This is a genomic window from Streptosporangiales bacterium (assembly GCA_009379825.1).
Lineage (GTDB): Bacteria > Actinomycetota > Actinomycetes > Streptosporangiales > WHST01 > WHST01.
In genome coordinates this window covers 1-25,057 of the sequence record WHTA01000060.1, presented here as the reverse complement: position 1 = coordinate 25,057, position 25,057 = coordinate 1, and the positions used below count along the sequence as shown (strand labels likewise).

Sequence of the window (25,057 nt, the reverse complement as noted above, 5' to 3'; positions counted from 1 at the left end):
TCCCCCTTAGGAGACCAGTATGGACTGGCTAGCGGAGAGTGTCCCGCTTCTTGTGCTCGGGATATTGCAGATGCTTCTAGCGTTCACCATTGGGGTACGCATGTTGCGCAGCAGGCGAGGAAAGGGTGACCAGGGATGAACGCGGTTATAACTGGTTGCATAGTCGTATTCGCGCTAGTAATCGGGTTCTCGGCCTGGCACGGTTACAGAAAGACCCGCGAGTCGGCCGATTTCTTCGTCGCGGGTCGGTCTGCACCATGGTGGTTGATCTCCGGCTCGCTGATTGCCTCGACGGTGTCCGGGGCTACGTTCTTCGGCCTGATCAGCTCGTACTACCGCACCGGGTTCTCGGTGCACTGGATCCCGCTCGGCGTGGCGTTCTCGTGGTTGGTGATCTGCTTCGCCGTCGGTCCACGGCTGCGCAGGCACGGCCGGTTCACCATCCCCGAATACCTTGCCGACCGGTTCAACTCGCCGGGACTGCGCGTGGTGTTCTCCGCTATCACCGTGCTGTGGATGGTGTTCCTGCTAGCGACCGTACTGGTGCAGGGCGGGCTGCTGTTCGGCTCGCTGTGGGGCTGGAGTTACGGCACCTCCGTGGTCGTGATCACGGTCGTGGTGATCCTCTACACGTTCTTCGGCGGCCAGAAGGCCGTGCTCTACACCGACTTCGTGCAGGCAGCGGCGTTCCTGCTCGCTGTCGCCGTCGTGGTGCCGCTCACCATCAGCGCCGCCGGCGGTTGGGGTGAGATCACCGCGACGGTCGAGGCGGAGCAGCCCGGCTTCTTCGGCATCACCGGTGGGGCGCTGAGCGTAGTAAACGTGATGGCACTGTTCTTCGTGTGGTTCCTCGGCTACCTGGGCCACCCGGGCTTCTTGACGCGGTTCTACGCCGCGCGCAGCGAACGGGACGTCATCAAGACCGGCATCGCGGTCTCCGCCGTGTACCTGCCGTTCTGGGCACTCATCGGCCTCGCCGGGGCAGCGACCCGTGCGCTCTACCCGAACGTCGCCGACACCGAGACCGTGTGGGTGCGGTTCGTGCTCGAGCAGACGCCGGCGATCATCGCGGGCATCCTGCTGGCCGCCATCCTCGGTGCCATTCTTTCCTCGGCGGACACCTGGCTGCTCACCGCCGCGTCGTCGGGGACGCACGACCTGCTGCGCAAGACCATCCGCAGCGAGTGGACCGACAGCCAACTGTTGCGGCGCACCAAGTTGCTGGTCGTGCTGCTCGGGCTCGCCGCGCTGCCGTTCGGCCTGTGGCGTCCCACCTACATCACCGACATGATGACGATCGCCTACACCGTGGCTGGCGCGTCGGGGGGTGTGCTGATCCTGTTCAGCCTGTACTGGCGCAGAACCACCCGCGCCGGCGCGTGGGGAGGGCTGATCTTCGGCGCGGTAGCAGCAGTGATCGGCCGCGTTGTCGTCGCGATGGGTCTCACGCCGGACTGGTTCGACCCAGTCCTGCCGACCCTTCTCGGTACCGTCGTGATCGTCGTCGTGGTGTCGCTGGTGACGCCGACCGACCCGGTGGCGACCGCCACATTCGACCGGTTGCGGCGGCCACAACCTGCGACGACACCATCGCAACCGGAGGAACGAGTATGACCGCCTGCGAGAGCCGGTGGAATTGATTCCCCCTCACCACCCCACGGTGGCCTCGGCGGTCGTTACGTTGCCTGTCAGCGGCGGACGGATTCGGGAGGGCCCGGGGGATGCGTCGAGGACGGCTGGGTGGGGCGGTGGGGTTGGCGGTAGGCGCCGGCGGCACCGCGAACGCCGCACCCGCCTCGGGCTCCCAGGCGGGTGACGGGGCGCGGATGAGTAGTCCTGGCGCTACCGGTGTCCGGTTCGCCACCTACAACGTCCGTACCAGCCACCTCAACAACAAGTGGGCCGGCGACCCGGACGCCAAGTACGACCGCGACGACGCCGCGCGGATGGAACGCGTCGCGACGTTCATAAAGAACAAGAACCTGCACATCATCGCGGTGCAGGAGGTCCGCCACGACGAGCGCCGCGGCATCATGAAGCACCTGCCGAAGAACTTCTACGCATCCGGGGTCAAGGGGCGCTCGGACACCGCGATCATCTGGAACGCGAAGGCCTGGAAGCACCTCGACACGGGACGCTTCGACGTCCGGATCCGCAAGACGGTGACCCGTCCTCAGGTCTGGATGAAGCTGCAGCACCGCCGGTCCGGACAACGAATCGTCTCCAGCCTGCACCTCGCCGCGGGTGACAAGCGCGAGCACCTCAGGATCGCCGGCGCCGAACGCACGGTCAGGAAGATGCGTCGGGTGGCCAACGGCCTCCCGTTCGTCGTGGCCGGCGACATCAACGGCAACGACCGAACGCGCGGCCGGATGGGCGCCTACCGGGTGTTCAAGGGCGCCGGGCTGACCTACACCCGCTACCTGCCGAAGTATCGCTTCGGCAACCACTGCGACTCGCACAACGGCCGGGCAGGTCACGGCAAGCAGGAGTGCCGGGCCAACGGGCGAGGCAGCCACATCGACATGGTCTTCGTGTCGAAGGCACTACGCGTCGGCAGCTACAACCTCGTCGCCAACGCGCGGACCTCGAGGACGTCCGACCACAACCCGCTGATCCCCCAGCTGTGGGTGAAACGGCAGCTGACAGGCGCGATCTACCCGGCCGGGCGGTAGACGAAGCCCTCCAAGGCTGGGTCAGCCGAGCTCGGCGAGCAGGGCGACGGCGATGGCGATCATCGCGGCGCCGGAGATCCTGGAGACCACCCGGGACGCCGTCGGGCTGGTCCGGAGTACCGCGCGGGCGCCGAGGCCGAGCGCCGTGTAGAACGCGCCGCACGTCCCGACGAAGACCAGCCCGAGCGCGCCGATCTGGAGCGGGAACGGCCAGCTGCCGGCCGGGTCGGTGAACTGCGGGAGCATGGCGAGGAAGATCAACAGGCCCTTGGGGTTCAGCGCGCTCACCCCCACGCCCCGCAGCGTCCGCCGCCACCGGCGGCCGGGCACCGTGTGCCCGTCCACGGTGTGCAGGGTGCCGGGCCGGGCGAGCAGCGAGGCGCCGAGGAACACCAGGTACGCCGCGCCGACCACGGTGAGGACCGTCAGCACCAGGGGCGTGCGGGCGACGACGGCGCCGACCCCGGCCGCGATGACGACGGTGAGCGCGGCGTAGCCGAGCATCAGCCCGGCCACCGCGGGGAGCACGACCCGGTCGCGTACACCGGAGGCGAGGGTGAACGCCCAGTCCGGCCCGGGGACGACGATCAGCAGGAACGCCGTCGCCCAGAACGCGAGCAGCAGGCCGGGGTCCATGGGCAGGAAGTTACGGCAGGTTCCGCCGAATGTGTTCCCTGATCTCGCTCCCGTACGGGGCATGTTGTGGAAAGATATCGCGCCATGGACGCGATCGACCGGCAGATCATTGCGGAGCTGCAGGACGACGGGCGGCAGAGCGTCACCGAGCTGGCGTCGCGCATCGGCCTCAGCGTGTCCCCGACCCATCGCCGGCTGCGCGACCTGGAGAGCTCGGGCGCCATCCGCGGCTACCGCGCGACCGTCGACCCGGCCGCGCTCGGCCTGACGTTCGAGGCACTGGTCTTCGTCACCATGCGCCAAGAGGACCGCGACACCCTGCTCGGCTTCGAAGAAGCCCTCGCCGCGATCCCCAACGTCGTCCAGGCCCAGCGCCTCTTCGGCGACCCCGACTACCTCCTGCGCGTGGTGACCGCCGACCTAGCCGCCTACGCCGAGCTGGAGGACAATGTCCTCGCCGCCCTACCCGGCGTCCAGCGCCTGACCTCCACCCTCGTCATGAAACACGTAGTCCACGAACGCCCCCTACCAGCCCAGCCGTAGTTGCGCAGCCGCTAGGTAACGGCGGTTGCTCCCGTGGGGCGACCGCGATGCTATTCGAACGGGTCATCGGGCTCACCGGCCGTGGGGGCGACGCGCTGCCGGCGCCAATGAGCGATGCCGATGCGCCTGCGCTGCTGCTGCTGGGAGATCCAGTCCCGCCCTTCTGCGGTGACCGCCTCGAGGAGTTGCAGGGCCGCGGAAATGCCCGAGGCGACGAGTTCCGTCTGCTGTAGCTCGAGCTCGTCCTCAAGCTGGCTGTCCATCGTGTCGGTGAACCCCTGGGTGCGGACCTTGATCTCCTCGCCGCTGAGCAGCGAGAGCCGGAAGGTGCTCCTGTGCACGAAGTTCTGCTGTGTACGGGGCCGGTCGCCGCGGTATCGCACGCCGTACTCGGAGACCCGGGCGGAAGCGAGCACGTCGTACCGGAACGACATCCGACGTACGAACCTCGCGTTCCCGGTGACAAAGTCGAGCTCGAAGTCGGCCTCCCGCATCCCGCTCCTGGTCAGCAGGAAGACCAGTACGCGGTACGACTTGTACCTCCACGGTCCACGTACCTCCCGCGCGCGTCCCGCCGCCGAACGGCCTTCGGTCAGCACGGCGTAGCTGAGCACGTCCCGGCTCTTGAGCGCGTATTGCTCACACGCCTTCGCCCAGAGGAACGACTTGTCGAGGTTGAGCCACCGTGCCAACTCCGTGTCGTCCGGCTGGTCCCGGAGAAGCTGTTGCCACTCGGTGTGGGCATCCTTCTCCTCTCTCGCCAGCTGTGCGCTCAGGATCCGAGCCTCGCTGTCGCACCGTCGGGTGGCGATGACGACGGTCACCGCCTGCATGGCCTGGAGTGGGCCGATCCCGAGCAGCACGGCTGTCGCGGCGAACCCACCACCGGCGCCGAGCATCATCACGACACCGATCAACGCCACGGCAACGCTGAGGTAGTAGAACGTCGCGGTGTCGCGGGACGGCCGCAACTCCTCGCGATACGCGAAGAGCTTGCCCGTTCGCCAGCGCTGCGCCACTCGCTTCGCGTGCCACCTGATCAGCCAGTCCACCTGACCAGCCGTCACGTGTGCGTTGCCGTAGAGCGACACGAATCGTCCCTTCAGGTACTCGCGGATGCCCCGGGTGTCCTCGCTCCACTGGCCTTCGGTGTGCGGTCGCGATGCGGTGAACCATTCGTCGACCCAACGGTGTATGTCCTCGACGAACCGGGTCCTCACCCAGTGACCCGGTGATACGGGCGGTTGTACGTTCAGTGGGATGCCGTGCTCGCTATCCCTGCGCTCCAGCCGCATTCGCTGGGTCGCTCGCTGCGCGCCGAACCGACCTGCCGCCAAGACACCGGCAAGGAACATGACGAGCGCCGGTATCCCCACAGCGAGGCGCCCGCTGCCGAGGGGCGAGAACGGCGCCGCGAGAGCGAACGGTAGGGGGATCCCACCGGCCAATATGCGGCCCCAGATGCCCAGCCTGATCGTCGTGCGCTCCTGGTGTTCCTGTCTGGACTTGGCGGGCACGTCTTCGAAGAACTTCCATGCACGGCCCGCGCGGTCGTTCGCCATCCGCCACGCCGGAACCTGGTTGGCGATGATGTCATCTGCCCTGTCCTGACCGGCGCCGTCGATGACGTTACCGACGTGTTGAGCGATCTCCCATCGGCGCTCCCGGTGCAGACCTTCCAGTTGCTGCTGCGCACGATCGAGGTTCTTCCGATCGAACCGTTCCCCGGCTCCCTGCGATATGCAGTCGAGGTACCGCCAGATGACGTGGAGCGCGGCCGACCACTCGTCCGTTGGTTGTTGGTCTGTGGGGCGCACGCCTTTCAGTGCGGCGCGCACCTGACCTATATCGTGCAGTGGCAGACCGCTCAACAGCGACAAGGTGTAGTAGTACGCCAACTGCGTGGAGTACTGCCCCGCCTCCAGCAGTTCGCGGAGCTGGGCTTGTGCCCTCGGCGGGTCGGTTTCCAGGGCACCGATGGCGCGTCGGAGTCGCTCCTGTGGACTGTCGCCGAGGCCGCCGATGTAGACGTGTCTCGTGTGGACCACGGTGCCGTTGTTGATGCCGATCTGTGCGCCGACGGTCGCGTGGTCGCCGGCGATGTTCGTGTGGGACGTCGGCGTGGGGTCCTCCTGCCGCGGCGGCACGGTCAGCTCCGGTCTCTGGGGTCCGTGCCGCTGTGGAGTTCGCCGTGGTTGATTCCGAGTTGGTAGCCCACCGTCGCGTTGTGTTTGGCGATGTTGGTGTTGTGCACCTGTGGGGTGGGTGGTGTGGCCGGGTCGGCGGCTGGTTCACCGGCTCCCGTCTCGCTTTCGTCGCCTAGCTCGGCTGCTACGGCGGCGGCGAACGCTGCGGCGTTGCGTGCGGCGATCTGTTGCCAGCCCTTGTTGTCGGTCTGCTCCTTCGCGCCACCTGCACCGTCGCTGATGCCGCGGATGGTCACTGACACGACGTGTTCGTTGACCTGGCCGGCGGCGGCGAAGCCGGCGCTCTCCATCTCGACGGCGATGGCGTCGTTGTAGTGATCGTCGAGGTGCTGTGCGACGTCGGAGGTCTGGGAGTCGAGTACGACGTCGCCGGCCGCGATGGGCGCGAAGTGCACGACGGGTGCCGGTGCTTCCGCGGCCGACGGGTACCAGTCGGATGACCTGGACAGCCACCGCGCGACCTGTTCTGCGCGGTGCGAGATCTCCCATGCGCGGGGACGGACACGGAACCGGGTGTCCTCGCTGCGGCCGCCGTGGTAGCTGTACACCCGCGTGGCCACCACGACGTCACCGAGCTGGAGCCAGTCGCGCCGACCGCCCGCGACGCCGACGAACATCGTCGTCGACGGGTTGAACTCCGCGATCGCCCGTTCGGTGAGCAGGGCGGCGTTGAGGTTGGTCATCCCGGTTGCCGCGAGTGCGACTCGGCAGGTTGGGCGGGCGGCGAGCACGCCGACCTCGAAGATGGTTCCCTTCGCGTGTTCGTGCCGCTTGGTGCTGATCAAGTGAGCCCGGATGGCGGCGTACTCGGTCTCGAGTGCCGTGAGGATGGCGATCATATGTGCCCCTAGCTTTCCGTTCCCCGCAACGGTCGACCAAAGGCTAGGTGCGGCGACACGTTTTCGTCAATATGACGATTATTAAGCTGGCGAGGTTATACTGAGCGTCGTGAAGACCCGTCCGACCGCACGGTCCACCTGGAAGATCCCCGAGGTCGCGGTCACCGTCGATCTCGCCGTGCTCACTGTGCACGACGACGCACTGCAGGTCGTGCTCGTGCGTCGCGGCATCCCGCCGCACGAAGGCATGCTGGCGCTGCCCGGCGGGTTCCTCGCGTCCACGAGGGAAGACCTGGACGCCGCGGCGGCACGCGAGCTGGCTGAGGAGACCGGCTTGGGCGCAGCGGACCTCCACCTCGAGCAGCTGGGCACCTACGGTGTGCCGGACCGCGACCCGCGGGGACGCGTGGTCACCGTCTGCTATCTCGCCTTCTCGCCGAACCTGCCGTCGCCCGCGGCCGGCGGTGATGCACGCGACGCCACCTTGATGCCGGTGCAGAAGGTGCTGCGCCGGCAGGCCGCGGTGGCCTTCGACCACAAGAGACTCGTCGCCGACGCGGTGGAGCGGGCGCGCAGCAAGCTCGAGTACACGACGTTGGCAGCGGCCTTCTGCCCGCCCGAGTTCACCATGACCGACCTGCGGCAGGTGTACGAGATCGTCTGGGACACCAAGCTCGATCCGCGCAACTTCCACCGGAAGATCTCGAGCACGGAAGGGTTCCTGGTGCCTACCGGTGAGCGTGCTGCCCGGCAGGTGGGTCGTCCTGCTGCACTCTTCCGGCGTGGCCCGGCCACGTTGTTGCACCCGCCGATGTTGCGCAGCCGCTAGGACGGGCGGATCGACTGGGGGAAGCGGAACAGCTCCGTCGGGTCGTACGCTGCCTTCACCCGGGTCAGCTGGGCGTGGTTGGTGCCGTGGTACGCGGCGGGTGCGTCGGCCAGTGCGGGGTCGGGGAAGTTGGGGTACCCGCCGCCGGCGCCGTGCGGATGCACGATCGCCCAGGACTGGTCCAGCCAGCGGGTCGCGGCGCTTCGCGCCGGTGCTGAGCTGTGCGCATCGGTGACCACCGTGTGCTTGACGAGGAAGTGTGCATCGCGGTGCGCGAACGCGGTCGCGTCGGTCGCGACGCGGTTGTACGCGCCGGCCCACGGCGTGCAGTCGAGCTCCCTTGCCTGCCCCGGTACGCGTGCCTGTACGAGATGCTCCACGAGGGTCGCGATGGTCGCGGGCGGCACCGCGTCGGTGAAGAACTCGGACTTGCTTGTCGCGACCGGGCGTGCACCGTCGGCGTGCGCGGCGACGCCGATCCGCTCGCCGAGCTGGCCGAGGTGACTCTTCGTCTCCCGGTACCCGGCGTCGCGGTACGTGGCCGTCGCCGGCGCGACCCCGACCGCCGCGGTCAGGGCGGCGAGGAGGTCCGCTGCCACCTGCCGGTCGCCGCCGCACAGCGCGCCGAACACGTGGACTGCCAACGGTTCCTCGACCGCGGCGGGGACGGTCAGCAGCAGGCTCGCGGCGAGGTCGTCTGGTGCTGCCGGAGCCCAGCTCTGCCAGCCGCCCAGCACCGCCGGCGCGGCGTCCGCCGGCCAGGTCAGGTGGTACGCGGTCATGGCGGGTGCGGGCACCGGTTCGAAGGTCAACGACGTCACCACGCCGAACTGACCACCGCCGGCGCCGCGCAACGCCCAGAACAGGTCGGCGTACGAGTCGGCGTCACAGGTCACGTACGTGCCGTCGGCGAGCACGACGGACGCGGCGCGCAACCGGTCGCAGGTCAGGCCGTAGCGGCGGCCGAGAATTCCGAGCCCGCCGCCGAGCGTGAGCCCCGCGATCCCGACGTCCGGTCCGCACCCGGCCGGCACGGTGACCCCCGCCGGGGCGAGTGCTTCGTACAGCACACCCAGCCTGGTGCCCGCGCCGACGGTGACCAGGCCACCTGCGTACGAGACAGCGTGCATGGGGCCCACGTCGACGACCACGTCGCCGGCGGTGGAGCGCTGCGCGAAACAGTGGCCCCCGCTGCGCGGCGCCAACGACAGCTCGTGCCGGCGCGCGAACGCGACGACCTGTGCGACGTCGGCCGCAGTGGCACACCTGGCCACCGCCTGCGGGTGTGGTTCGGTGAGGCCGGCGACGCCCGGACGGCGCAACCGTTCGTACGCCTGCGTGCCCGGAAGCGCGACGACGCCGTCGAGCCCGGCCTGCAACTGTTGCCAGTGTGTCGGCTCGTTCACCCGAACGACTGCGCCCGCGCGTGTTCCGGCTCGACCAGATAGACGACCCGGTCGGAGCGCAGCGGGTACGGTGCGCCGATGTACTTGTGGGAGATGCGGTCGATCACCTCGAACGCCTCGTCGCCGTCCAGCTGCCGCACGACCCGGCCGCGGAGGTGAGCCATGACGAATGGTTGTTCGTGGTCGGTGACGGAGATGGCGACCCGGGGATCGTGGGCCAGGTTGCGCGCCTTGCGGGACGTCGGTGAGGTGAGGAAGGCGACCAGGTCGCCTTCGACGCCTACCCAGACCGGCACGCTGTGCGGTGCGCCGTCGGGGAGCACGGTGGCGACGTGCGCGTAGTTGGCGCCGTCGAGCAGGATGCGTACGTCGGAATCCATGCCGGTCAGGCTAGGCGGGCACGGCGCTGCGCGCTTGTAAGGAACGGACATCCGTGCGGTGGCGCAGGATGGGGGCATACGAGGCCGCATGGTCGTGCCCGCACCCGCAGCTGCGCATCGTCTCGTCGAGGAACACCCGTGGGGTCACACCGGTCAGCCGCCGGCACTCGTGGCTCAGGTGGGCCTGGTCGGTGTAGCCGGCGTCGGCGGCCAGTACGGCCAAGCCGTTGGCCGCCGGCGTCCGGCCGCTGGCGAGCGCGTGCTGTGCGAGCGCGAGGAAGCCCTGGAAGCGCAGCATCCGATGGAGCTCCTTCGGCGCCATGCCCACCGCGTCGCGGCAGCGGCGCCGCAGCTGGCGGTCGGAGACGCCGAGGTCGGCGGCGAGCGAACGCACGTCGCAGCCGATCCAGGGCATCAGCCGGCGTACCGCCTCGGACACGAGCTCGTCGGTGCCACCGCCGTGCAGTCGGGTCTGCAGCACCCGCTCGACGAGCGCGGTGGCGTCGTCCGGTGACGGCGCGGCGGCCAGCTGTGCGCCGAGCCTTCGGCGAGGTCACCCCAGATCTCCCGCGCGTCAACCGCGTCGTCCGCCAGTGCTGCCGACGGCACGCCGAAGGCGGCCGCGGCCTCGGGCCTGAACCGCACGCCCACGAGTGTGGTTCCAGGGGCGAGGACGTACGTGCTGGCGCTGCTGACCGGGCCGACGAGGCGGGGCTCGCCACCCACCGGGCACTGCAGCTCCACGCAACCGTTGGGCAGGCTGCGGTTGGCGTAGGCCGGTGCCTGGGCGCCGACGCGCTGCACCCACACGGTCGTGATCAGGTGGCGCAACGGTGGCAGCGGACGCTGTTCGCGGTAGCTCTGGCCGGTGAGCTCGGCCGCATTGTCCATTTGTCGAAGGTACGCGGCCGTACCCCGTAGTCAAGCCCGTGACAGCAGCTCGTGGTGCAGGTCGAGCAGCACGGGGATGTCCTCGCGGTCCGCGCGTGCCATGCCGCACTCGGTGCAGACACCCCACGGCCGGTCGCCGAGGAGACCGTCGATGAGGCGGATCTGCTCGTCGGTGGTTCCCGCTGGCTGTCGGTCGGGGTGGTACGGCACGAGCGCGAAGTAGAGCTCGGTGTCGCTCGACGCGCGCAGCTCCCGCAGCGGTTCGAAGTACGCGGCTTCCCGTTGGTACTGCGGAACCGTGAAGGCGAACCATGCCACCGTTCGGTCGGCCCCGGCCGTGACCGCGTTGGCCACCCGCACCTGCATCTCCAACGACTCCGGCTCCTTGAAGTGCTCGTGCCGCAGGTCGCCGTAACACAGGTGCAGGCCGACCGGGACGTCGGCGGGCACCTGGTTCACGCATCGGACCAGGCGCTGCACGACGGCGTCGAACGGGTAGCGGTCGGCTCCCTCGAAGCCGCCGTCGAGGATGGCGAACTCGACGGCGACGTCCCACTGTACGGCGATGTCGTCGTGCGGTAGCACATCGAGCAGCTGGCGCAGGTCGTCGAACATGGCCCGCTCGTACGACGGCTCGAGTCGCTGTTGATCCTCCGGTACGACCCAGCTGGCGAGCGACGCGAGCGGTGTCGGATACTCCACCTGGAAGCGCATGTCGGGGCCGATGACACCGGTGTCTCTGAGGCGGCGGTACACCGAGTACGACTCGGTGTACGCATTGGCGTAGCCGACGTCGGGCCAGTCGATCGCGTCCGGGTCGCTGCCCTCGCTCAGCCGGACCTGGGGCGCTTCACCGTAACCTTCCAGCGGTCTGCCGGTACCGGCCTGTTCCAGCCCGGGGGTCTCCCAGAACCTTGCGAGCTGGAATGCGATCCAGTGCTGCCGGTCACCGGTCTCGCCGTCGGGTACCCGCCGCACACCGGTAGGGACGCGCTCGGCGATCTCGCGCATCACGGTCTCGGCGTCGGCCAGGTTGACACTGCCGTTGAAATGGACGCTGGTCGGGGGCATGCGGCACCTCGTCACGTCGTCGTGTCGGGACGTTGGTGCCGAGCATGGTAATCGACCAGCGACAGGTGCGCAGCACGTCGAGCCCGCGACAGCGGGGCGGTTTGCATGCAATGCTTCGGGTGCCGAGGCCTGAGTGAGGAGTCGCCGATGACAGTAGCGGGCACCGAGAACGGGCGAGCGCTTCGCTCCCGGGAGTGGTTCGCCGGGTCCGATCTGAACGCGTTCGCGCACCGGTCGTGGATGAAGAACCAGGGCATCGCGGACCGGATGTTCGACGGACGGCCGGTGATCGGCATCTGCAACACGTACTCCGAGCTGACCCCGTGCAACGCGCACTTCAGGGAGCTCGCGGAGCAGGTCAAGCGCGGCGTGCTCGAAGCCGGGGGCTTCCCGGTCGAGTTCCCCGTCATGTCACTGGGTGAGACGGTGATGCGCCCGACGACCATGCTGTTCCGCAACCTGGTGAGCATGGACGTGGAGGAGTCGATCAGGGCGAACCCGATCGACGGCGTGGTGCTGCTCTGTGGCTGCGACAAGACCACACCGTCGCTGCTGATGGGTGCGGCCAGCTGCGACCTGCCGGCGGTCGTCGTCTCCGGTGGCCCGATGCTGTCCGGACGGTTCCAGGGCAGGCAGATCGGCTCGGGTACGAGCGTGTGGCAGATGAGCGAGGACGTCCGCGCCGGCCAGCTCAGCGAGTGCGACTTCCGCGCCGCCGAGGCGTGCATGTCGCGCTCCGCCGGGCACTGCAACACCATGGGCACCGCGTCGACCATGGCGTCCATGGTCGAGGCGCTCGGGCTCGGCATGCCGGGGAACGCGGCCATCCCCGCTGTCGACTCGCGCCGGCGGGTGCTGGCGAACGAGGCGGGCCTGCGGGTCGTGGAGATGGTCGCCGAGGATCTCAGGATGTCGCAGATCCTCACCCGGCAGGCGTTCGAGAACGCCATCAGGGTGAACGCGGCGATCGGCGGTTCGACGAACGCGGTGGTGCACCTGCTCGCGCTCGCCGGACGGGTGGAGGTGCCGCTCGAGCTGGACGACTTCGACCGGCTGGTGCGCGACATCCCGCTGCTCGTCGACCTGATGCCGTCAGGTCGGTTCCTGATGGAGGACTTCTACTACGCCGGCGGGCTGCCCGCCGTGCTCCGCGAGATGGGCGACGTGCTGCACCGCGACGCACTCACCGTCAACGGCAGGACGATCGGCGACAACAACGCGGATGCTCCGGTATGGGACGGCGAGGTGATCAGGCAACGCGACACCGCGGTGCAGCAGAGCGCGGGCATCGCCGTGCTGCGCGGCAACCTGGCCCCCGACGGCGCGGTGATCAAGCCGTCGGCGGCCAGTCCTGAGCTGTTGCAGCACCGCGGCCGCGCGCTCGTGTTCGCCGGTGTCGACGACTTCCGCGCACGCATCGACGACCCCGACCTGGACGTGGACGAGACCTGCGTGCTGGTGCTGACCGGCGTCGGCCCGAAGGGGTTCCCCGGCATGCCCGAGGTCGGCAACCTGCCGTTGCCGCGCAAGCTGCTGCAGCGCGGTGTCAGGGACATGGTACGGATCTCCGACGCGCGGATGAGCGGCACCGCGTACGGCGCGGTGGTGCTGCACGTCGCACCGGAGTCGGCCGCTGGTGGCCCACTGGCGCTGGTGCGCGACGGCGACATGGTCGAGCTGGACGTACCCGGGCGACGGCTGCAGCTCGACGTGCCGGACGAGGAGCTGCGGCGGCGCGGGGCCGAGCTGGTGCTGCCGCAGCCGACCGCGACCGGTGGCTACCAACGCCTCTACGTCGACCACGTGCTGCAGGCCAACGAGGGCGCGGACCTGGACTTCCTCGTCGGCCGCCGCGGCACTTTCGTGCACGGCCACAACCACTGACCGGGTAGACACCGATGACACAGCAGCGAGTCGCCGTGGTCACGGGCGCCGGTTCCGGCCTCGGCCGGGTGATCGGCCGCGCCCTGCTCGAGGACGGTTACCAGGTCGCGCTTGCCGGCCGGCGCGAGGACGCGCTCCGGGAGACCGCGGGCGACGCGGCGGCGGCGCTCGTCGTGCCCACCGACGTCGCCGTGCCGGAGTCGGTGGCTGCGCTCTTCGGGCTGGTTCGCACAGAGTGTGGACGCGTCGACCTACTGGTCAACAACGCGGGCATCCCAGGCGTCGGTGCCGTCGACGAGATCAGCGTCGACGACTGGCGCCGGGTGGTCGACACCAACCTCACCGGGTCGTTCCTGTGCGCGCGGTACGCGGTGGAGCTGATGAAGGCGCAACGGCCACGCGGCGGCCGGATCATCAACAACGGCTCGATCTCGGCGCACAGTCCGCGGCCAGGCAGCGTGGCGTACACCGCCACGAAGCACGCGATCACCGGCCTCACCAAGTCGATAGCGCTCGACGGCCGCGGGCACGACATCGTCTGCGGCCAGATCGACATCGGCAACGCGGCCACCGAGATGACCAGCAGGATGGCCGACGGCGTGCCACAACCCGACGGCCGGATCGCGGCGGAGCCGACGTTCGACGCCGCGCACGTGGCCAGCGCCGTGCGCTACATGGCGGAGCTGCCACTGGACACGAACGTCCAGTTCCTCACCATCATGGCGACCACGATGCCGTTCATCGGCCGCGGCTGACCTGCGGTCAGCCGTTGCGGTACACGCGGACGGCGTCGGCCAGCTCGTCCAGCTTCGCCAGCGTCTCGGCCTCGGGCAGCGTGTCCAGGCTGAGCGTCACGCGGTCGACGCCAGCCTCCGCCCACCCGGCGAGCTTCGCCGGGTCGGTCCCGGCGTTGAAGATGCTGACACCGACGTCGGTGCGGCCGCGGTCGGCCAGCCAGCTGCGCACCCGGTTGATCTCCTCCGGTGTCGCGACCGGGCGTGGCAGCCAGGCGTCGCCGTACTTGGCGAGCCGTTCGAGGGCCGCCTCGCTCTCGCCGCCGACGTAGATCGGCGGGTGCGGCCGCTGTACGGGCTTCGGCCGCAGGTACATCGGGTCGAAGTCCACGAACTTGCCGTGGAACTCGGCGGGCTCTTCGGTCCAGATGCTCTTCAACGCGGCGAGCTGCTCGTTCAGCAGGGCACCGCGGGTGCGCGGGTCGGTGCCGTGGTCGCTCATCTCCTCCCGGTTCCAGCCGACGCCCACGCCGAAGTGCATGCGCCCGTCGGACACCAGGTCCAAGGTCGCGACTTCCTTCGCCGTGTGGATCACGTCGCGCTGGATGACCAGGGCGATTCCCGTGCCGAGCAACAGGTTCTGCGTCACCGACGCGGCTGCGGCCAGCGCCACGAACGGGTCGAGGGTGCGGTAGTACTTCTCCGGCAGGTCGCCGCCGCTCGGCCACGGCGACTTGCGGCTGGCCGGGATGTGCGAGTGCTCCGCGATGAACAGCGAGTCGAAGCCGCGTTCCTCCAGCGCCCTGCCGAGTACGTCGGGACGGATGCCGTCGTCGGTGATGAACGTCGCTATGCCGAACTCCATACTGGCGGCCAACGTGATCGTCCTCCTCGCTATTCCGTTGCGCTACAGCGCGCGGCGTCGGGTCGGTATGCAAGCCGCGACGAGCATGCCCGCGACGCTTGCGCCGCACGCTAGCAACAACGCGATCCGGAACGCACCCAAGCTCGGGACGCTGATCGTGCCGGACTGCACCGTCAGGTGGGCGAGCACAGCGCCGATGACCGCGCTGCACGTCGACGTGCCGAGGGAGCGCATCAGCGTGTTCAGCCCGTTGGCCGCGGCGGTCTCCGTACGCGGCACCGCGGCGACGATCAGCGCCGGCATGGCGCCGTACGCGATGCCGACACCGACGCCGATCAGCGCGGACAGCAGCGACAGCTTCCACACCTCGTTCGAGCAGCAGCTGCCCGAACGCGTACGCGAAACCGAGGACGGCGAGGCCCACGAGCAGGGAGGTCTTCGGGCCACGCGCGCTCGTCAGCCGGGCACCGACAGGGGAGACGAGCATCATCAGCACACCGGTCGGGGCGACGCACAGGCCCGCGGTGAGCATCGACGCGCCGAGCCCGTAGCCGGTTGTGGTCGGCAGCTGCAGGAGCTGCGCGGGAACCAGCTGCATCGCGTAGAACGCGAAGCCCACGAGGATCGACGCGATGTTCGTGACCAGCACCTGCCGACGGGCGCTGACGCGCAGGTCGACCAGTGGGTCGTCGATGCGCAGCTGGAGCACGCCCCAGAGCGTGAAGATGACGGCGGCGGCGACGAACAGGCCGATCGTGCGCGCGCTCGCCCAGCCCCAGTCGCCGCCCTTGGAGATGGCGAGCAGCAGGCAGATCAGGCCGGCGCTGAGCCCGATCGCGCCGACGACGTCGAACCGACCGTGAGCGGCCGCTGGCGACGGGGGGACGACCAGCAGCAGGAGCACGAACACCACGGCGGTGAGCACTGCGGCGCCGTAGAACAGGACGTGCCAGTTGGCGCGCTCGGCCACCAGTGCGGCGATCGGCAGGCCGAGTGCGCCGCCGATGCCCAGCGACGAGCTCATGAACCCCATCGCCCCGCTCAGCCGCTGCGGCGCAACGGTGTCGCGCATGATGCTGATGCCGAGCGGGATCGCGCCCATCGCGCAGCCCTGCAACGCCCGGCCGACGACCATCGGCGTGAGCGAGCTGCTCACCGCGCACACCAGCGAGCCGGCGATCATCAGCCCCAACGCGACCAGCATCAGCCTGCGCTTGCCGAACATGTCGCCCAGCCGGCCGAGCACCGGGGTGGCGACCGCGCCGGCGAGCAGCGTTGCGGTGAGCACCCAGGTGGCGTTCGTGCTCGACGTGGCGAGCAGCGTCGGGAGGCTGCCGATCAGCGGCACGAGCATGGTCTGCGAGACGGCCACCACCACGCCAGCACAGGCGAGCACGGGTACGACCGCACGTCGCTGTGGGGCAGCAGTAGGGGAGGGAGGGGTTGCTCGGCGGGTGAGGGCAGGCTGCGGCAAGCGACGGCTTTCTTCAGTTGAGCGTACGTGCTCGAGGCGGCACAGCTGTGTGCACTACACAGCATGTGTATCATGCACATCTCGTTTCGCGCAGGTCCGTCCGTTTCCTGAGACGTACGCGGGCGCGGGCGTTGGCGGAGAATCTCACCGGGTGGAGCCAGCGGCATGTGGGAACGGCTCGAGCGGGAGCTCATGCTGGTCGGACGGCGACAGCTGCACGTCCGGGCGGCGACCGGGGAGCGCCTGGAACAGTCCGCGTACGTCCTGCTCCGGCGGCTCGCTGACGAGGGCCCGATGACGATCAGGCAGCTGACCGAGGCGTTCTGTCTCGACACCTCCACGGTGAACAGGCAGACCGGCGCGCTGCTGCGGTGCGGCTACATCGAACGCATCCCCGACGACGAGGGCGGGTTGGCGAGGAAGCTGCGGATCACCGCGGCCGGCACCCGTCGCGTGCTCGCCGACCAGAGGCACTACCAGCAGTGGGTGGCGGACGAGCTGTCCGGCTGGTCGCACGACGACGTGGCTGCGCTGACCGGGCTGCTCGCGCGGTTCAACGGCACCGTCGAGGCCGCGCGGGGGCGGCCCTGGCCGCGGCCGGACTGAGCCGTGTGCGGGCGGTAACGCGGGGTCGAAAAATGGCCAGCACCCGCCGCCGGCACCGCCGTACGGTGACGGCGTGCCAACTGAAACCACACCGTTGACCGAGACCACGGGCGCGCGTCGCGAGGTGGTGTTGCCGCTTCTCGCGGTGGCCGTGACCGTGGCGCTGTGGGCGTCGGCGTTCGTCGGCATCAGGGCGGCCGGTGCCGCCTTCTCGCCGGGCGCGCTCGCGTTGCGCGCTCGCGTTGGGACGGCTGGCGGTCGCCAGCGTGCTGCTAGGTGGCCTGGTGCTGCTGCGCCGCGAGCCGCTACCCGGCCGGCGTGACCTGGTGCGGGTGGCGCTCGTCGGGGTGTTGTGGTTCGGCGCGTACAACGTGTCGCTCAACGCGGCCGAGCTGCGGGTGGACGCGGGCACCGCCGCGATGCTCGTCAACGTCGGGCCGATCCTGGTGGCCGTGCTGGCCGGCGTCGTGTTGCGGGAGGGCTTCCCGCCCGGCCTGTTGGCGGGGTGCGCGGTCGCGTTCGGCGGCGCGGTGGTGATCGGGTACGCGACCGCGGGCAGCGGGGGCTCCGACACCTGGGGCGTCGTGCTCTGCGTCGTGGCGGCCGTCTGCTACGCCGTGTCGGTGGTGGCGCAGAAACCGGCCCTCGGGCGGGTCTCTGCGCTGCAGGCGACCTGGCTGGCGTGCACCGTCGGCGCGCTCGTCTGCCTGCCGTTCGCGCCGCAACTGGTGCGGGAGCTCGCCGCGGCCCCGGCCACGGCGACCGGCTGGGTGGCGTACCTGGGCGCGTTCCCGACGGCCGTCGCCTTCACCACGTGGGCGTACGCGCTCGCCCGGACGAGCGCCGGCAAGCAGGGCGCCACCACGTACCTGGTGCCCGCGGTGACCGTGGTGCTCGGCTGGGCGATGCTCGGTGAGGTGCCGCCGGCGCTGGCCCTCGCCGGCGGCGCGATCTGCCTGGCCGGCGTCGCCCTGACCAGGAGACGCGGCCGCGGCCCCCGCCCGCCGGCGGGGGCCCGCGCCCGTACCACTGTCCGGCGTTAGGTCGACCTGGCGGCACAGGAGGCGATGCCTAGCCAGGTGTGCCGGTTGCCGGCCCAGCACCAGCCGAGTTTCGGGGCTCGGTTGCTGATCCAGAGCGCCGGCACCCGACGGTCGCCGCTACGGCTGCCGGCGAGCATGTAGCAGCTGTTCTTCTCCAGCGAGTCCGGGTGGTGGGTGAGGAACGCGATCCCCTCGGCGACGGTGATCGGCGTCCGTCCCTGGCCGGTGATCGTGGGCATGGCGTCATCGGGGGAGACGTTGAGCGTCTCCTTGCCGCGGTCCACGTCGAAGGCCAGGTAGGCCGGCCGGTCGGGGGCGTCGAGGCCGTCGATGGCCGTGAACCGCGCGATGTCCGCCGGGTCGAAGTCGGCGAAGCCCGTCCTGCTGCCCAGTGCCGTCACCGCCATTGCGTCGTGCGCCGGCACCAGCGACTGCCGGACCACGAGGACGAACGGCACCCGCGCCCGGGTCGGCGCGGCGAGGTCGGCGGAGCGTTGCACCGCCTCGGCCCGCAGTGGGTCGACCAGGTCGCGGAAGGCGTCCTCGGTCATCCCCGCAAGGGCCGGGTACCCGTGGTCGAGCAGTACGCGCACCTGGCGATCGAACTCGGTTGCTGCGTCGGCATGGTCCATGCGTCACCCTTCCGGTAGCCCCAACAACGCCGTACAACGTACGGAGTACGTTGGTTGTTCCCGCCGGGCAACCATCGGCCGGTCACTCTGCGTGTCAGGGGGTGAGCAACCAAGGGGGTACGCATGCGCGGGCGACCGCTCGTCCTGCTGGCCGGCGTCCTGGCCGTGGTCGGGGTGGCCGCGGCCTGTGGTGCCGACGGCGGCCGGCCGGCGGGTGCGACCAAGTCGCCGACCACGGCACAGCAGTCGTCGTCGACCAACCGGCCGGAAGGTGACGAGTCCGAGCCGAGCCGGTCGGTGCCGGGACGGGTCGCGACCCGGTGCGACGTCTCGCACCTGCGACCGCATATCACGATGCGAGACAGCGGTGCCGGGCAGCGGCACGCGTGGTTGGTGCTCAGCAACACGTCGAAGACCACGTGCACGGTCTACGGCTACGGCGGGATGCAGCTCTACGACGAGCAGCGCGGCGAGGTGCCGACGAGGATGGTCAGGGACCGCAGCGCGACACCGAAGACGCTCGCCGTCGCGCCCGGCAGGTCGGTGCGTTCGGCGTTGACGTGGTCGACCGTCGCCGGCGAAGGCGACGAGACCAGCGGACCCTGTCAACGGGTCGCCGAGGTGGCCAAGGTGACGCCGCCGGACGAGACGCACACCAGGGGGGTGCGGTGGTCGTTCGGACCGGTCTGCGACAGGGGAAAGATCGTGCAGCAGCCGTATCGGGGAAAGGAGCTCGGACCTGGGCAATAGGGCGGTAACCATGGCAGTTGTCGTACGCCGGGTATTGATGCGGGCCCTCAGAGCTACGCACTGGTAATGTGCGGCTACGCACTGCGGCGGAAGGTGTTTCTCGGGGGACTTGACCAGAGCACGCCGTTTCCGTTGACTAGCCCCGTCCACGGCAGGGGGAGCAGTTGCGCCGTGGTCGGGGGTGGAAGAGGAGCATGGTTTGACGCCCGCTTGGGAACCGAGCCGGCGGGCAGTAATCAGGGGGGCGACAGCCGGGCTTCTCGGGCTGGCGGCCACTCCACTGTTTACTGCCTGCGGTACCGAACCGCCGATGGTCAGAGGCGAGCCGACGGGGCCACCCCGACGTGGCGGCGTGCTGCGTGTCGGCACCGCCGGCGGTGGCGCCGGTGACAGCCTCGACGTCCACAATCCGGTCACCAAGCCGGACATCAGTCGAGGGCTGAACCTCTACGAGCCGCTGCTCTACCGCACCCGCGACTACTCGCTCGAACCGGCGGTCGCCGAGTCGGTCGAACCGGAGAAGGGCGGTCTCGCCTGGGTGGTGCGGCTGCGCGACGGCATCCTGTTCCACGACGGCAGCCCGGTGCGGCCCGAGGACATCATCGCCACGTACCGCAGGGTCACCGACCCGAAGAAGCCGATGGCGGCGGCGAACCTGCTGAGCTCACTGGACCGCGACGGCTTCCAGGTGATCGACAAGCGGACGCTGCGGATCCGCCTGACCCAGCCGGACGTGACGTTCGGCGACGTGGTCGCGGACTACCGCATCGGCATCGTCCCCGAGGGGTACGACCCGAAGAAGCCGATCGGCACCGGACCGTTCAAGTTCTCCAGCTTCGAGCCGGGCGTGGAGAGCGTGTTCGCACGGTTCGGCGACTACTGGCGCGACGGGCAGCCGTACGTCGACGAGCTGCGGATCATCAACTTCACCGACGACACGGCACGCACCAACGCGTTGCTCGCGGGTCAGGTCGAGGCGATCGAGTCACTGCCGTACGCGGAGGTGCGGGTGATCGAGGCCGACCCGACGATGCGCGTGCTGAAGTCCAAGTCGGGTAACTGGAACCCGTTCACCATGCGGGTCGACGTCGAGCCGTTCAGCGACCCGCGGGTGCGCGAGGCGATCCGGCTGTGTGCCGACCGCGAGGAGATGGTCAACCAGGTCCTCTCCGGCTACGGCCGCGTCGCCAACGACATGTACTCGCCGTACGACGACTGCTTCGCCAAGGACCTACCGCAACGTGAGTACGACCCGGACAAGGCGCGCTCGCTGTTAAAGGCCGCCGGCCACGAGAACCTGAACGTCGAGCTGGTGACGTCGCCGGTGGCGCAGGGCATCGTCGAGGCGGCGCAGGTGCTGCAGCAGCAGGCCCGCAAGGCGGGCGTGAACATGAGCCTGAAGCGGGTCGACACCGGGGTGTTCTACGGCGACGACTACCTCAAGTGGGACTTCGCGCAGGACTTCTGGGGCACCTGGCCGTACCTCGTGCAGTCGGCACTCGGTTCGCAGCCGAAGTCGCCGTTCAACGAGTGCCACTGGGCGGACCCCAAGTACCTCGATCTCGTCAACACGGCGAAGAAGACGCTCGTCGACGACAAGCGGTGCCGGTTGCTGCACGACGCGCAGGAGATCGAGTACGAGCGCGGCGGTTACATCGTGTGGGGCTTCCTCGACCTTGTCGACGCGTACTCCAGGAAGATCGCCGGCTTCAAGTCGACGAACACCACCGGGTTCCCGCTCGATGCGTACCGGTTCCGTGACGTCTGGTTCGTGTGAGGCGGTGAACAAATGCTGAGACTCGTTGCCCGCCGCCTGATCGTCGGCGTGATCGTGCTTTTCGTCGTGTCACTGCTGGTGTTCGCCGCCAGCCTGTTGCTCCCCGGCGACGCCGCGCAGGCCATCCTCGGCCGTACGGCAACGCCGGAGCGGCTCGCCGCACTGCGGGAGCAGCTGCATCTCGACCAACCCGCGTACCAGCGCTACCTCACCTGGCTCGGTGACCTGTTCAGCGGCAGCCTCGGCAAGTCGCTGGCGAACGGGCAGCCGGTGGGCGAGCTCATCGCGGAACGCACTGCGAACTCCGTGGTGTTGTTGTTCTGGTCGGCGCTGATCGCCACCCCGCTGTCAATCGCGGCGGGCACCTGGAGCGCCCTGCGGCGCGGCCGGGCGGTCGACAACGTGCTGTCGACCGGCTCGCTGGTGATGGCCTCGCTGCCCGAGTTCGTCGTCGGGATCCTGCTGATCGTGCTGTTCTCCACGACGGTGCTGAACTGGTTCCCCGCCGTCGCGCTGCTCGACGACGGCAGGTCGATCTTCAGCCAGGGCTCGGTGCTGGTGCTGCCGGTGGCGACGCTGGTGCTCGCCGTCTCGCCGTACATCACCCGGATGATGCGGGCCACCATGCTGGAGGTGCTGGACAGCGAGTTCGTCCAGCAGGCCAGGCTGAAGGGGGTGCCGGAACGCACCGTGCTGCTGCGGCACGCGCTGCCGAACGCGATCGGGCCAGTCGCCCAGGTGATCGCACTGCAGCTGGCGTGGTTGGCCGGCGGTGTGGTGGTCGTGGAGTACCTGTTCAGGTTCCCCGGTATCGGGCAGGGGCTCGTCGACTCGGTGACCAACAGGGACCTGCCGGTGTTGCAGGCGCTGGTCATGCTGATCGCCTTCGTCTACGTACTGTTCAACCTGATCGCGGACATCGTGGGCATTCTCAGTAACCCGAAACTACGGACTGCCAAATGACGACACAGGTTCAGGCGGCGGACACCGCCGCAACGCCGGAGCAGCCGCGTAGCAAGGGATTGCTGCGGCAGTCGCTCGGCTACGGCCGCACCTGGGTGGGCATCGTGCTGACCGGGTTGATCGTGCTGCTGGCCATCGTCGGCCCGTTCCTCGCGCCGTACTCGCCGACCGAGTTCGTCGGCCAGCCGTTCTACGCGCACACCGCGGACGCGGTGCTCGGTACCGACAACCTCGGCCGCGACGTGCTGAGCAGGTTCCTCGCCGGTGGGCGCTCGGTGTTGCTGCTCGCGCTCCTGAGCACGGTGCTCGGCGTGGGCGTCGGCCTGCTGATGGCGTTGGTCGCCGGCTACACCTGGAGCTGGCTGGACGAGCTGCTGATGCGGTTCAGCGACGTCGTGCTGGCGTTCCCGCAGATCGTGCTCGCGCTGCTGTTCCTCAGCGTCTGGGGGCCGCAGCAGTGGGTGATCGTACTGACCGTAGGCCTCTCGCACGCGCCACGCACGGCGCGGATCATCCGCGCCGCCGTGCTCGGGGTGGCCGCGCGGGACTTCGTCCGGGCGGCCGAGGCGGTCGGCATCGGGCGGTGGCCGGTGCGCTTCACCGACCTGCTGCCGAACGTCACCGGCCCGCTGATGGTCGAGAGCGGGCTGCGGTTCACGTACTCGATCGGGCTGGTCGCCGGTCTCGGCTTCCTCGGTCTCGGCCTGCAGCCACCGGCCGCTGACTGGGGCCTGATGATCAACGAGAACCGCATCGGTCTCATCCTGCAGCCGTGGGCGGTGCTGCTACCGGTGGCGGCGATCGGTCTGCTCGCCGTGGGCACCAACCTGATCAGTGACGGCATCGCCCAGGCTTCCGCCGGTCTGGACCGGGAGGTCGAAGAATGAGCGAAGCTGCGGAACGCGTCGAGGAGACGGCGACCACTGGCGTCCAGGTGCGCGGCCTGCGGGTCGAGACGACGCAGGGCACGGCGATCGTCGAGGAGCTCGACCTGGACATCGCCCCGGGGAAGATCCTGGGGCTGGTCGGCGAGTCCGGCTCAGGCAAGACCACCGTCGGGCTGGCGATGCTCGGCCACGCGCGCCGGGGCATGAAGATCGCCGCCGGCAGCATCGTGCTCGATGGCACCGACCTGCTCGCGCTCTCGCTGCGGGAGCTGCGCGACGTGCGCGGCGTGCGGGTCAGCTACGTGCCGCAGGACCCTGGCGCCGCGCTCAACCCGGCCATGCGGATCGGCAAGCAGATCAGCGAGGCGCTGGCCGTCCACGGGTGGGACGGCGTCGACGAGCGGGTGCGCGAGGTGCTCGAAGAGGTCGACCTGCCGACCGACGACGAGTTCGTACGGCGGTGGCCGCACGAGCTGTCCGGCGGTCAGCAGCAGCGCATCGGCATCGCCATGGCCTTCGCCTGCCGGCCCGCGCTCGTGGTGCTCGACGAGCCGACGACCGGTCTGGACGTGACCACCCAGGGCCGGGTGCTCGACACGGTGCACGAGCTGGCGGAGCGGCACGGTTGCGCGGCGCTGTACATCAGCCACGACCTGGCCGTCGTCGCCGACGTGGCCGACGACGTCGCGGTGATGTACGCCGGCAGCATGGTCGAGAAGGCGACGACCGAGGACATCGTCAGGGATCCCGGCCACCCGTACACCGCGCGGCTGGTCGCGGCCGTCCCCGACCTGGAGGGCAAGCGCGAGCTGCGCGGCATCCCCGGCACCGCGCCGACGCCGGCCGGGCGGCCTTCCGGCTGCCGGTTCGCGCCGCGGTGCACCCTCGCCACCGCCGAGTGCGAGGCCGCGCTGCCGGAGATCGAGGAGTTCGAGAACGGCCACCTGGTGCGGTGCGTGCACACCGAGCAGGTGACCGCGGCGTTCACCCAGCGCGCGCAGGGCAGCTCGGCGGCGAAGTACTCGAAGGTGATGCTGCACGTCGTCGGGCTCGCCGCGAAGTACGGTGACAACCCGGTGCTGCACGACCTCGACCTCACCGTGACGGCAGGCTCGTGCATGGCCCTGCTCGGCGAGTCCGGGTCGGGCAAGACCACACTGGCCCAGACGGTGGCCGGCCTGCACGCCGACGCGTCCGGGGAGATCCTCCTGCACGGCGAGCAGTTGCCGTTCGGCGTCGCGAACCGGACCCGCGAGTCGTTGCGCTCGGTGGCGTACGTGTTCCAGAACCCGTACGCGTCGCTGAACCCGCGGCGTACGATCGGCAGCTCGATCGCCCGGCCGCTGCGGGTGCTCGCGGGCACCTCCAATGCGGACGCCATGACGGCGGCCCGCGACACGCTGGAACGGGTGGGGCTGTCCGCGTCGCTGGCCGAGCGGTACCCGGACCAGCTCTCCGGCGGCGAGCGTCAGCGTGCGGCCATCGCCCGCGCCCTGGTGACGGAGCCTGAGCTGTTGATCTGCGACGAGGTCACCAGCGCGCTCGACGTCTCGGTGCAGGCGACCGTGGTGGAGCTGCTCGCCGACCTCCGCGCGGAGATGGGGCTGACGCTGCTCTTCGTCACCCACGACATCGCGTTGGTACGCAACATCGCGCAGGAGGTCGCGGTGCTGCAGGAGGGCAGGATCGTTGAGCACGCGCCGGTCGAGCAGCTGTTCGCCACGCCCGCGCACGCCTACACCCAGGAGCTGCTGGACACGACACCCGCGCTCGTCGTGCGGTGACCGGCCCGGCGGTGTGGCGGTGACGTAGACCGCTACCCTCTCGCTGTTGGTGCGGTGACCGGCCCGGCGGTGTGGCGGTGACGTAGACCGCTACCCTCTCGCTGTTGGTGCGGTGACCGGCCCGGCGGTGTGGCGGTGACGTAGACCGCTACCCTCTCGCTGTTGGTGCGGTGACCGGCCC

General features: G+C 69.6%; 20 protein-coding genes and 3 pseudogenes. 13 read left to right on the top strand and 10 right to left on the bottom strand.

Annotation, left to right across the window (positions count from 1 at the left end; genetic code table 11):
• Window positions 1–135 precede the first annotated feature (135 nt).
• Window positions 136–1,614 (top strand): sodium/solute symporter, encoded by a 1,479-nt coding sequence (locus GEV07_23015; protein MQA05466.1) that lies wholly within the window; start codon window positions 136–138, stop codon window positions 1,612–1,614.
• A 107-nt stretch (window positions 1,615–1,721) separates the two neighbouring features.
• Window positions 1,722–2,675: a hypothetical protein gene (locus GEV07_23010; protein MQA05465.1), complete on the top strand. Its 954-nt coding sequence runs from the start codon at window positions 1,722–1,724 to the stop codon at window positions 2,673–2,675.
• A 21-nt stretch (window positions 2,676–2,696) separates the two neighbouring features.
• Here the strand turns inward: GEV07_23010 and GEV07_23005 are convergent, their stop codons facing one another.
• Window positions 2,697–3,317 carry a LysE family translocator gene (locus tag GEV07_23005; protein ID MQA05464.1) on the bottom strand — a complete coding sequence of 207 codons (621 nt, stop codon included), beginning with the start codon at window positions 3,315–3,317 and terminating at the stop codon, window positions 2,697–2,699.
• A 78-nt stretch (window positions 3,318–3,395) separates the two neighbouring features.
• On the opposite strand from GEV07_23005, the gene GEV07_23000 reads away from it, so the two are divergent.
• On the top strand, window positions 3,396–3,854 hold the full coding sequence (locus GEV07_23000) for a winged helix-turn-helix transcriptional regulator (GenBank protein ID MQA05463.1): 459 nt from the start codon (window positions 3,396–3,398) through the stop codon (window positions 3,852–3,854).
• 50 nt (window positions 3,855–3,904) lie between these two features.
• On the opposite strand, the gene GEV07_22995 is transcribed toward GEV07_23000, so the two are convergent.
• Complete coding sequence (locus GEV07_22995; GenBank protein MQA05462.1) at window positions 3,905–6,001, bottom strand: hypothetical protein; 2,097 nt, start codon at window positions 5,999–6,001, stop codon at window positions 3,905–3,907.
• A 2-nt stretch (window positions 6,002–6,003) separates the two neighbouring features.
• Window positions 6,004–6,900: a purine phosphorylase gene (locus tag GEV07_22990; GenBank protein ID MQA05461.1), complete on the bottom strand. Its 897-nt coding sequence runs from the start codon at window positions 6,898–6,900 to the stop codon at window positions 6,004–6,006.
• A gap of 109 nt (window positions 6,901–7,009) precedes the next feature.
• Here GEV07_22990 and GEV07_22985 point away from each other — a divergent pair, with 109 nt between their 5' ends.
• A complete protein-coding gene (locus GEV07_22985; protein ID MQA05460.1) occupies window positions 7,010–7,729 on the top strand; it encodes an NUDIX domain-containing protein in 720 nt (239 codons plus the stop codon).
• Here the strand turns inward: GEV07_22985 and GEV07_22980 are convergent.
• The 4 genes and pseudogenes from GEV07_22980 to GEV07_22965 form a co-directional block, all read right to left on the bottom strand.
• Window positions 7,726–9,135: an FAD-binding protein gene (locus tag GEV07_22980; GenBank protein MQA05459.1), complete on the bottom strand. Its 1,410-nt coding sequence runs from the start codon at window positions 9,133–9,135 to the stop codon at window positions 7,726–7,728. The genes GEV07_22985 and GEV07_22980 overlap by 4 nt on opposite strands.
• Complete coding sequence (locus GEV07_22975) at window positions 9,132–9,515, bottom strand: TIGR03618 family F420-dependent PPOX class oxidoreductase (protein MQA05458.1); 384 nt, start codon at window positions 9,513–9,515, stop codon at window positions 9,132–9,134. Before GEV07_22975 ends, GEV07_22980 begins: the two co-directional genes overlap by 4 nt.
• A gap of 10 nt (window positions 9,516–9,525) precedes the next feature.
• Window positions 9,526–10,406, bottom strand: a pseudogene (locus GEV07_22970) (helix-turn-helix domain-containing protein).
• Window positions 10,407–10,436: 30 nt separating this feature from the next.
• A complete protein-coding gene (locus tag GEV07_22965) occupies window positions 10,437–11,477 on the bottom strand; it encodes a hypothetical protein (protein MQA05457.1) in 1,041 nt (346 codons plus the stop codon).
• Between the two features lie 147 nt (window positions 11,478–11,624).
• On the opposite strand from GEV07_22965, the gene GEV07_22960 reads away from it, so the two are divergent.
• Together GEV07_22960 and GEV07_22955 are read left to right on the top strand one after the other, a co-directional pair.
• The gene (locus GEV07_22960) at window positions 11,625–13,361 is read left to right on the top strand and encodes a dihydroxy-acid dehydratase (protein ID MQA05456.1); all 1,737 of its coding nucleotides are present in this window, start codon (window positions 11,625–11,627) and stop codon (window positions 13,359–13,361) included.
• 14 nt (window positions 13,362–13,375) lie between these two features.
• Window positions 13,376–14,116, top strand: coding sequence for an SDR family NAD(P)-dependent oxidoreductase (locus GEV07_22955; GenBank protein ID MQA05455.1), 741 nt, complete (start codon window positions 13,376–13,378; stop codon window positions 14,114–14,116).
• Window positions 14,117–14,123: 7 nt separating this feature from the next.
• Here GEV07_22955 and GEV07_22950 read toward each other — a convergent pair whose 3' ends face one another.
• Together GEV07_22950 and GEV07_22945 are read right to left on the bottom strand one after the other, a co-directional pair.
• Window positions 14,124–14,960 carry a TIGR03619 family F420-dependent LLM class oxidoreductase gene (locus GEV07_22950; GenBank protein ID MQA05454.1) on the bottom strand — a complete coding sequence of 279 codons (837 nt, stop codon included), beginning with the start codon at window positions 14,958–14,960 and terminating at the stop codon, window positions 14,124–14,126.
• A 42-nt stretch (window positions 14,961–15,002) separates the two neighbouring features.
• Window positions 15,003–16,314, bottom strand: a pseudogene (locus GEV07_22945) (MFS transporter).
• 285 nt (window positions 16,315–16,599) lie between these two features.
• Between GEV07_22945 and GEV07_22940 the strand changes: the two are divergent.
• On the top strand, window positions 16,600–17,040 hold the full coding sequence (locus GEV07_22940; protein MQA05453.1) for a MarR family transcriptional regulator: 441 nt from the start codon (window positions 16,600–16,602) through the stop codon (window positions 17,038–17,040).
• Window positions 17,041–17,134: 94 nt separating this feature from the next.
• Window positions 17,135–18,083 (top strand): annotated as a pseudogene (locus GEV07_22935) (EamA family transporter).
• Here the strand turns inward: GEV07_22935 and GEV07_22930 are convergent.
• Window positions 18,080–18,715 (bottom strand): hypothetical protein, encoded by a 636-nt coding sequence (locus GEV07_22930; GenBank protein MQA05452.1) that lies wholly within the window; start codon window positions 18,713–18,715, stop codon window positions 18,080–18,082. The pseudogene GEV07_22935 and the gene GEV07_22930 overlap by 4 nt on opposite strands.
• A gap of 123 nt (window positions 18,716–18,838) precedes the next feature.
• Between GEV07_22930 and GEV07_22925 the strand changes: the two genes are divergently transcribed.
• From GEV07_22925 to GEV07_22905, 5 genes are all read left to right on the top strand, one after another.
• Entirely contained in the window at window positions 18,839–19,465 is a 627-nt protein-coding gene (locus GEV07_22925; GenBank protein MQA05451.1) for a DUF4232 domain-containing protein, read from the top strand.
• A 310-nt stretch (window positions 19,466–19,775) separates the two neighbouring features.
• On the top strand, window positions 19,776–21,242 hold the full coding sequence (locus tag GEV07_22920) for a peptide ABC transporter substrate-binding protein (GenBank protein ID MQA05450.1): 1,467 nt from the start codon (window positions 19,776–19,778) through the stop codon (window positions 21,240–21,242).
• Between the two features lie 12 nt (window positions 21,243–21,254).
• Window positions 21,255–22,205 carry an ABC transporter permease subunit gene (locus tag GEV07_22915; protein MQA05449.1) on the top strand — a complete coding sequence of 317 codons (951 nt, stop codon included), beginning with the start codon at window positions 21,255–21,257 and terminating at the stop codon, window positions 22,203–22,205.
• On the top strand, window positions 22,202–23,092 hold the full coding sequence (locus GEV07_22910) for an ABC transporter permease subunit (protein ID MQA05448.1): 891 nt from the start codon (window positions 22,202–22,204) through the stop codon (window positions 23,090–23,092). The genes GEV07_22915 and GEV07_22910 overlap by 4 nt, the downstream gene beginning before the upstream one ends.
• Window positions 23,089–24,876, top strand: a complete 1,788-nt coding sequence (locus GEV07_22905) for a dipeptide ABC transporter ATP-binding protein (protein MQA05447.1) — start codon at window positions 23,089–23,091, stop codon at window positions 24,874–24,876. Before GEV07_22910 ends, GEV07_22905 begins: the two co-directional genes overlap by 4 nt.
• The last annotated feature ends 181 nt before the right edge of the window (window positions 24,877–25,057 follow it).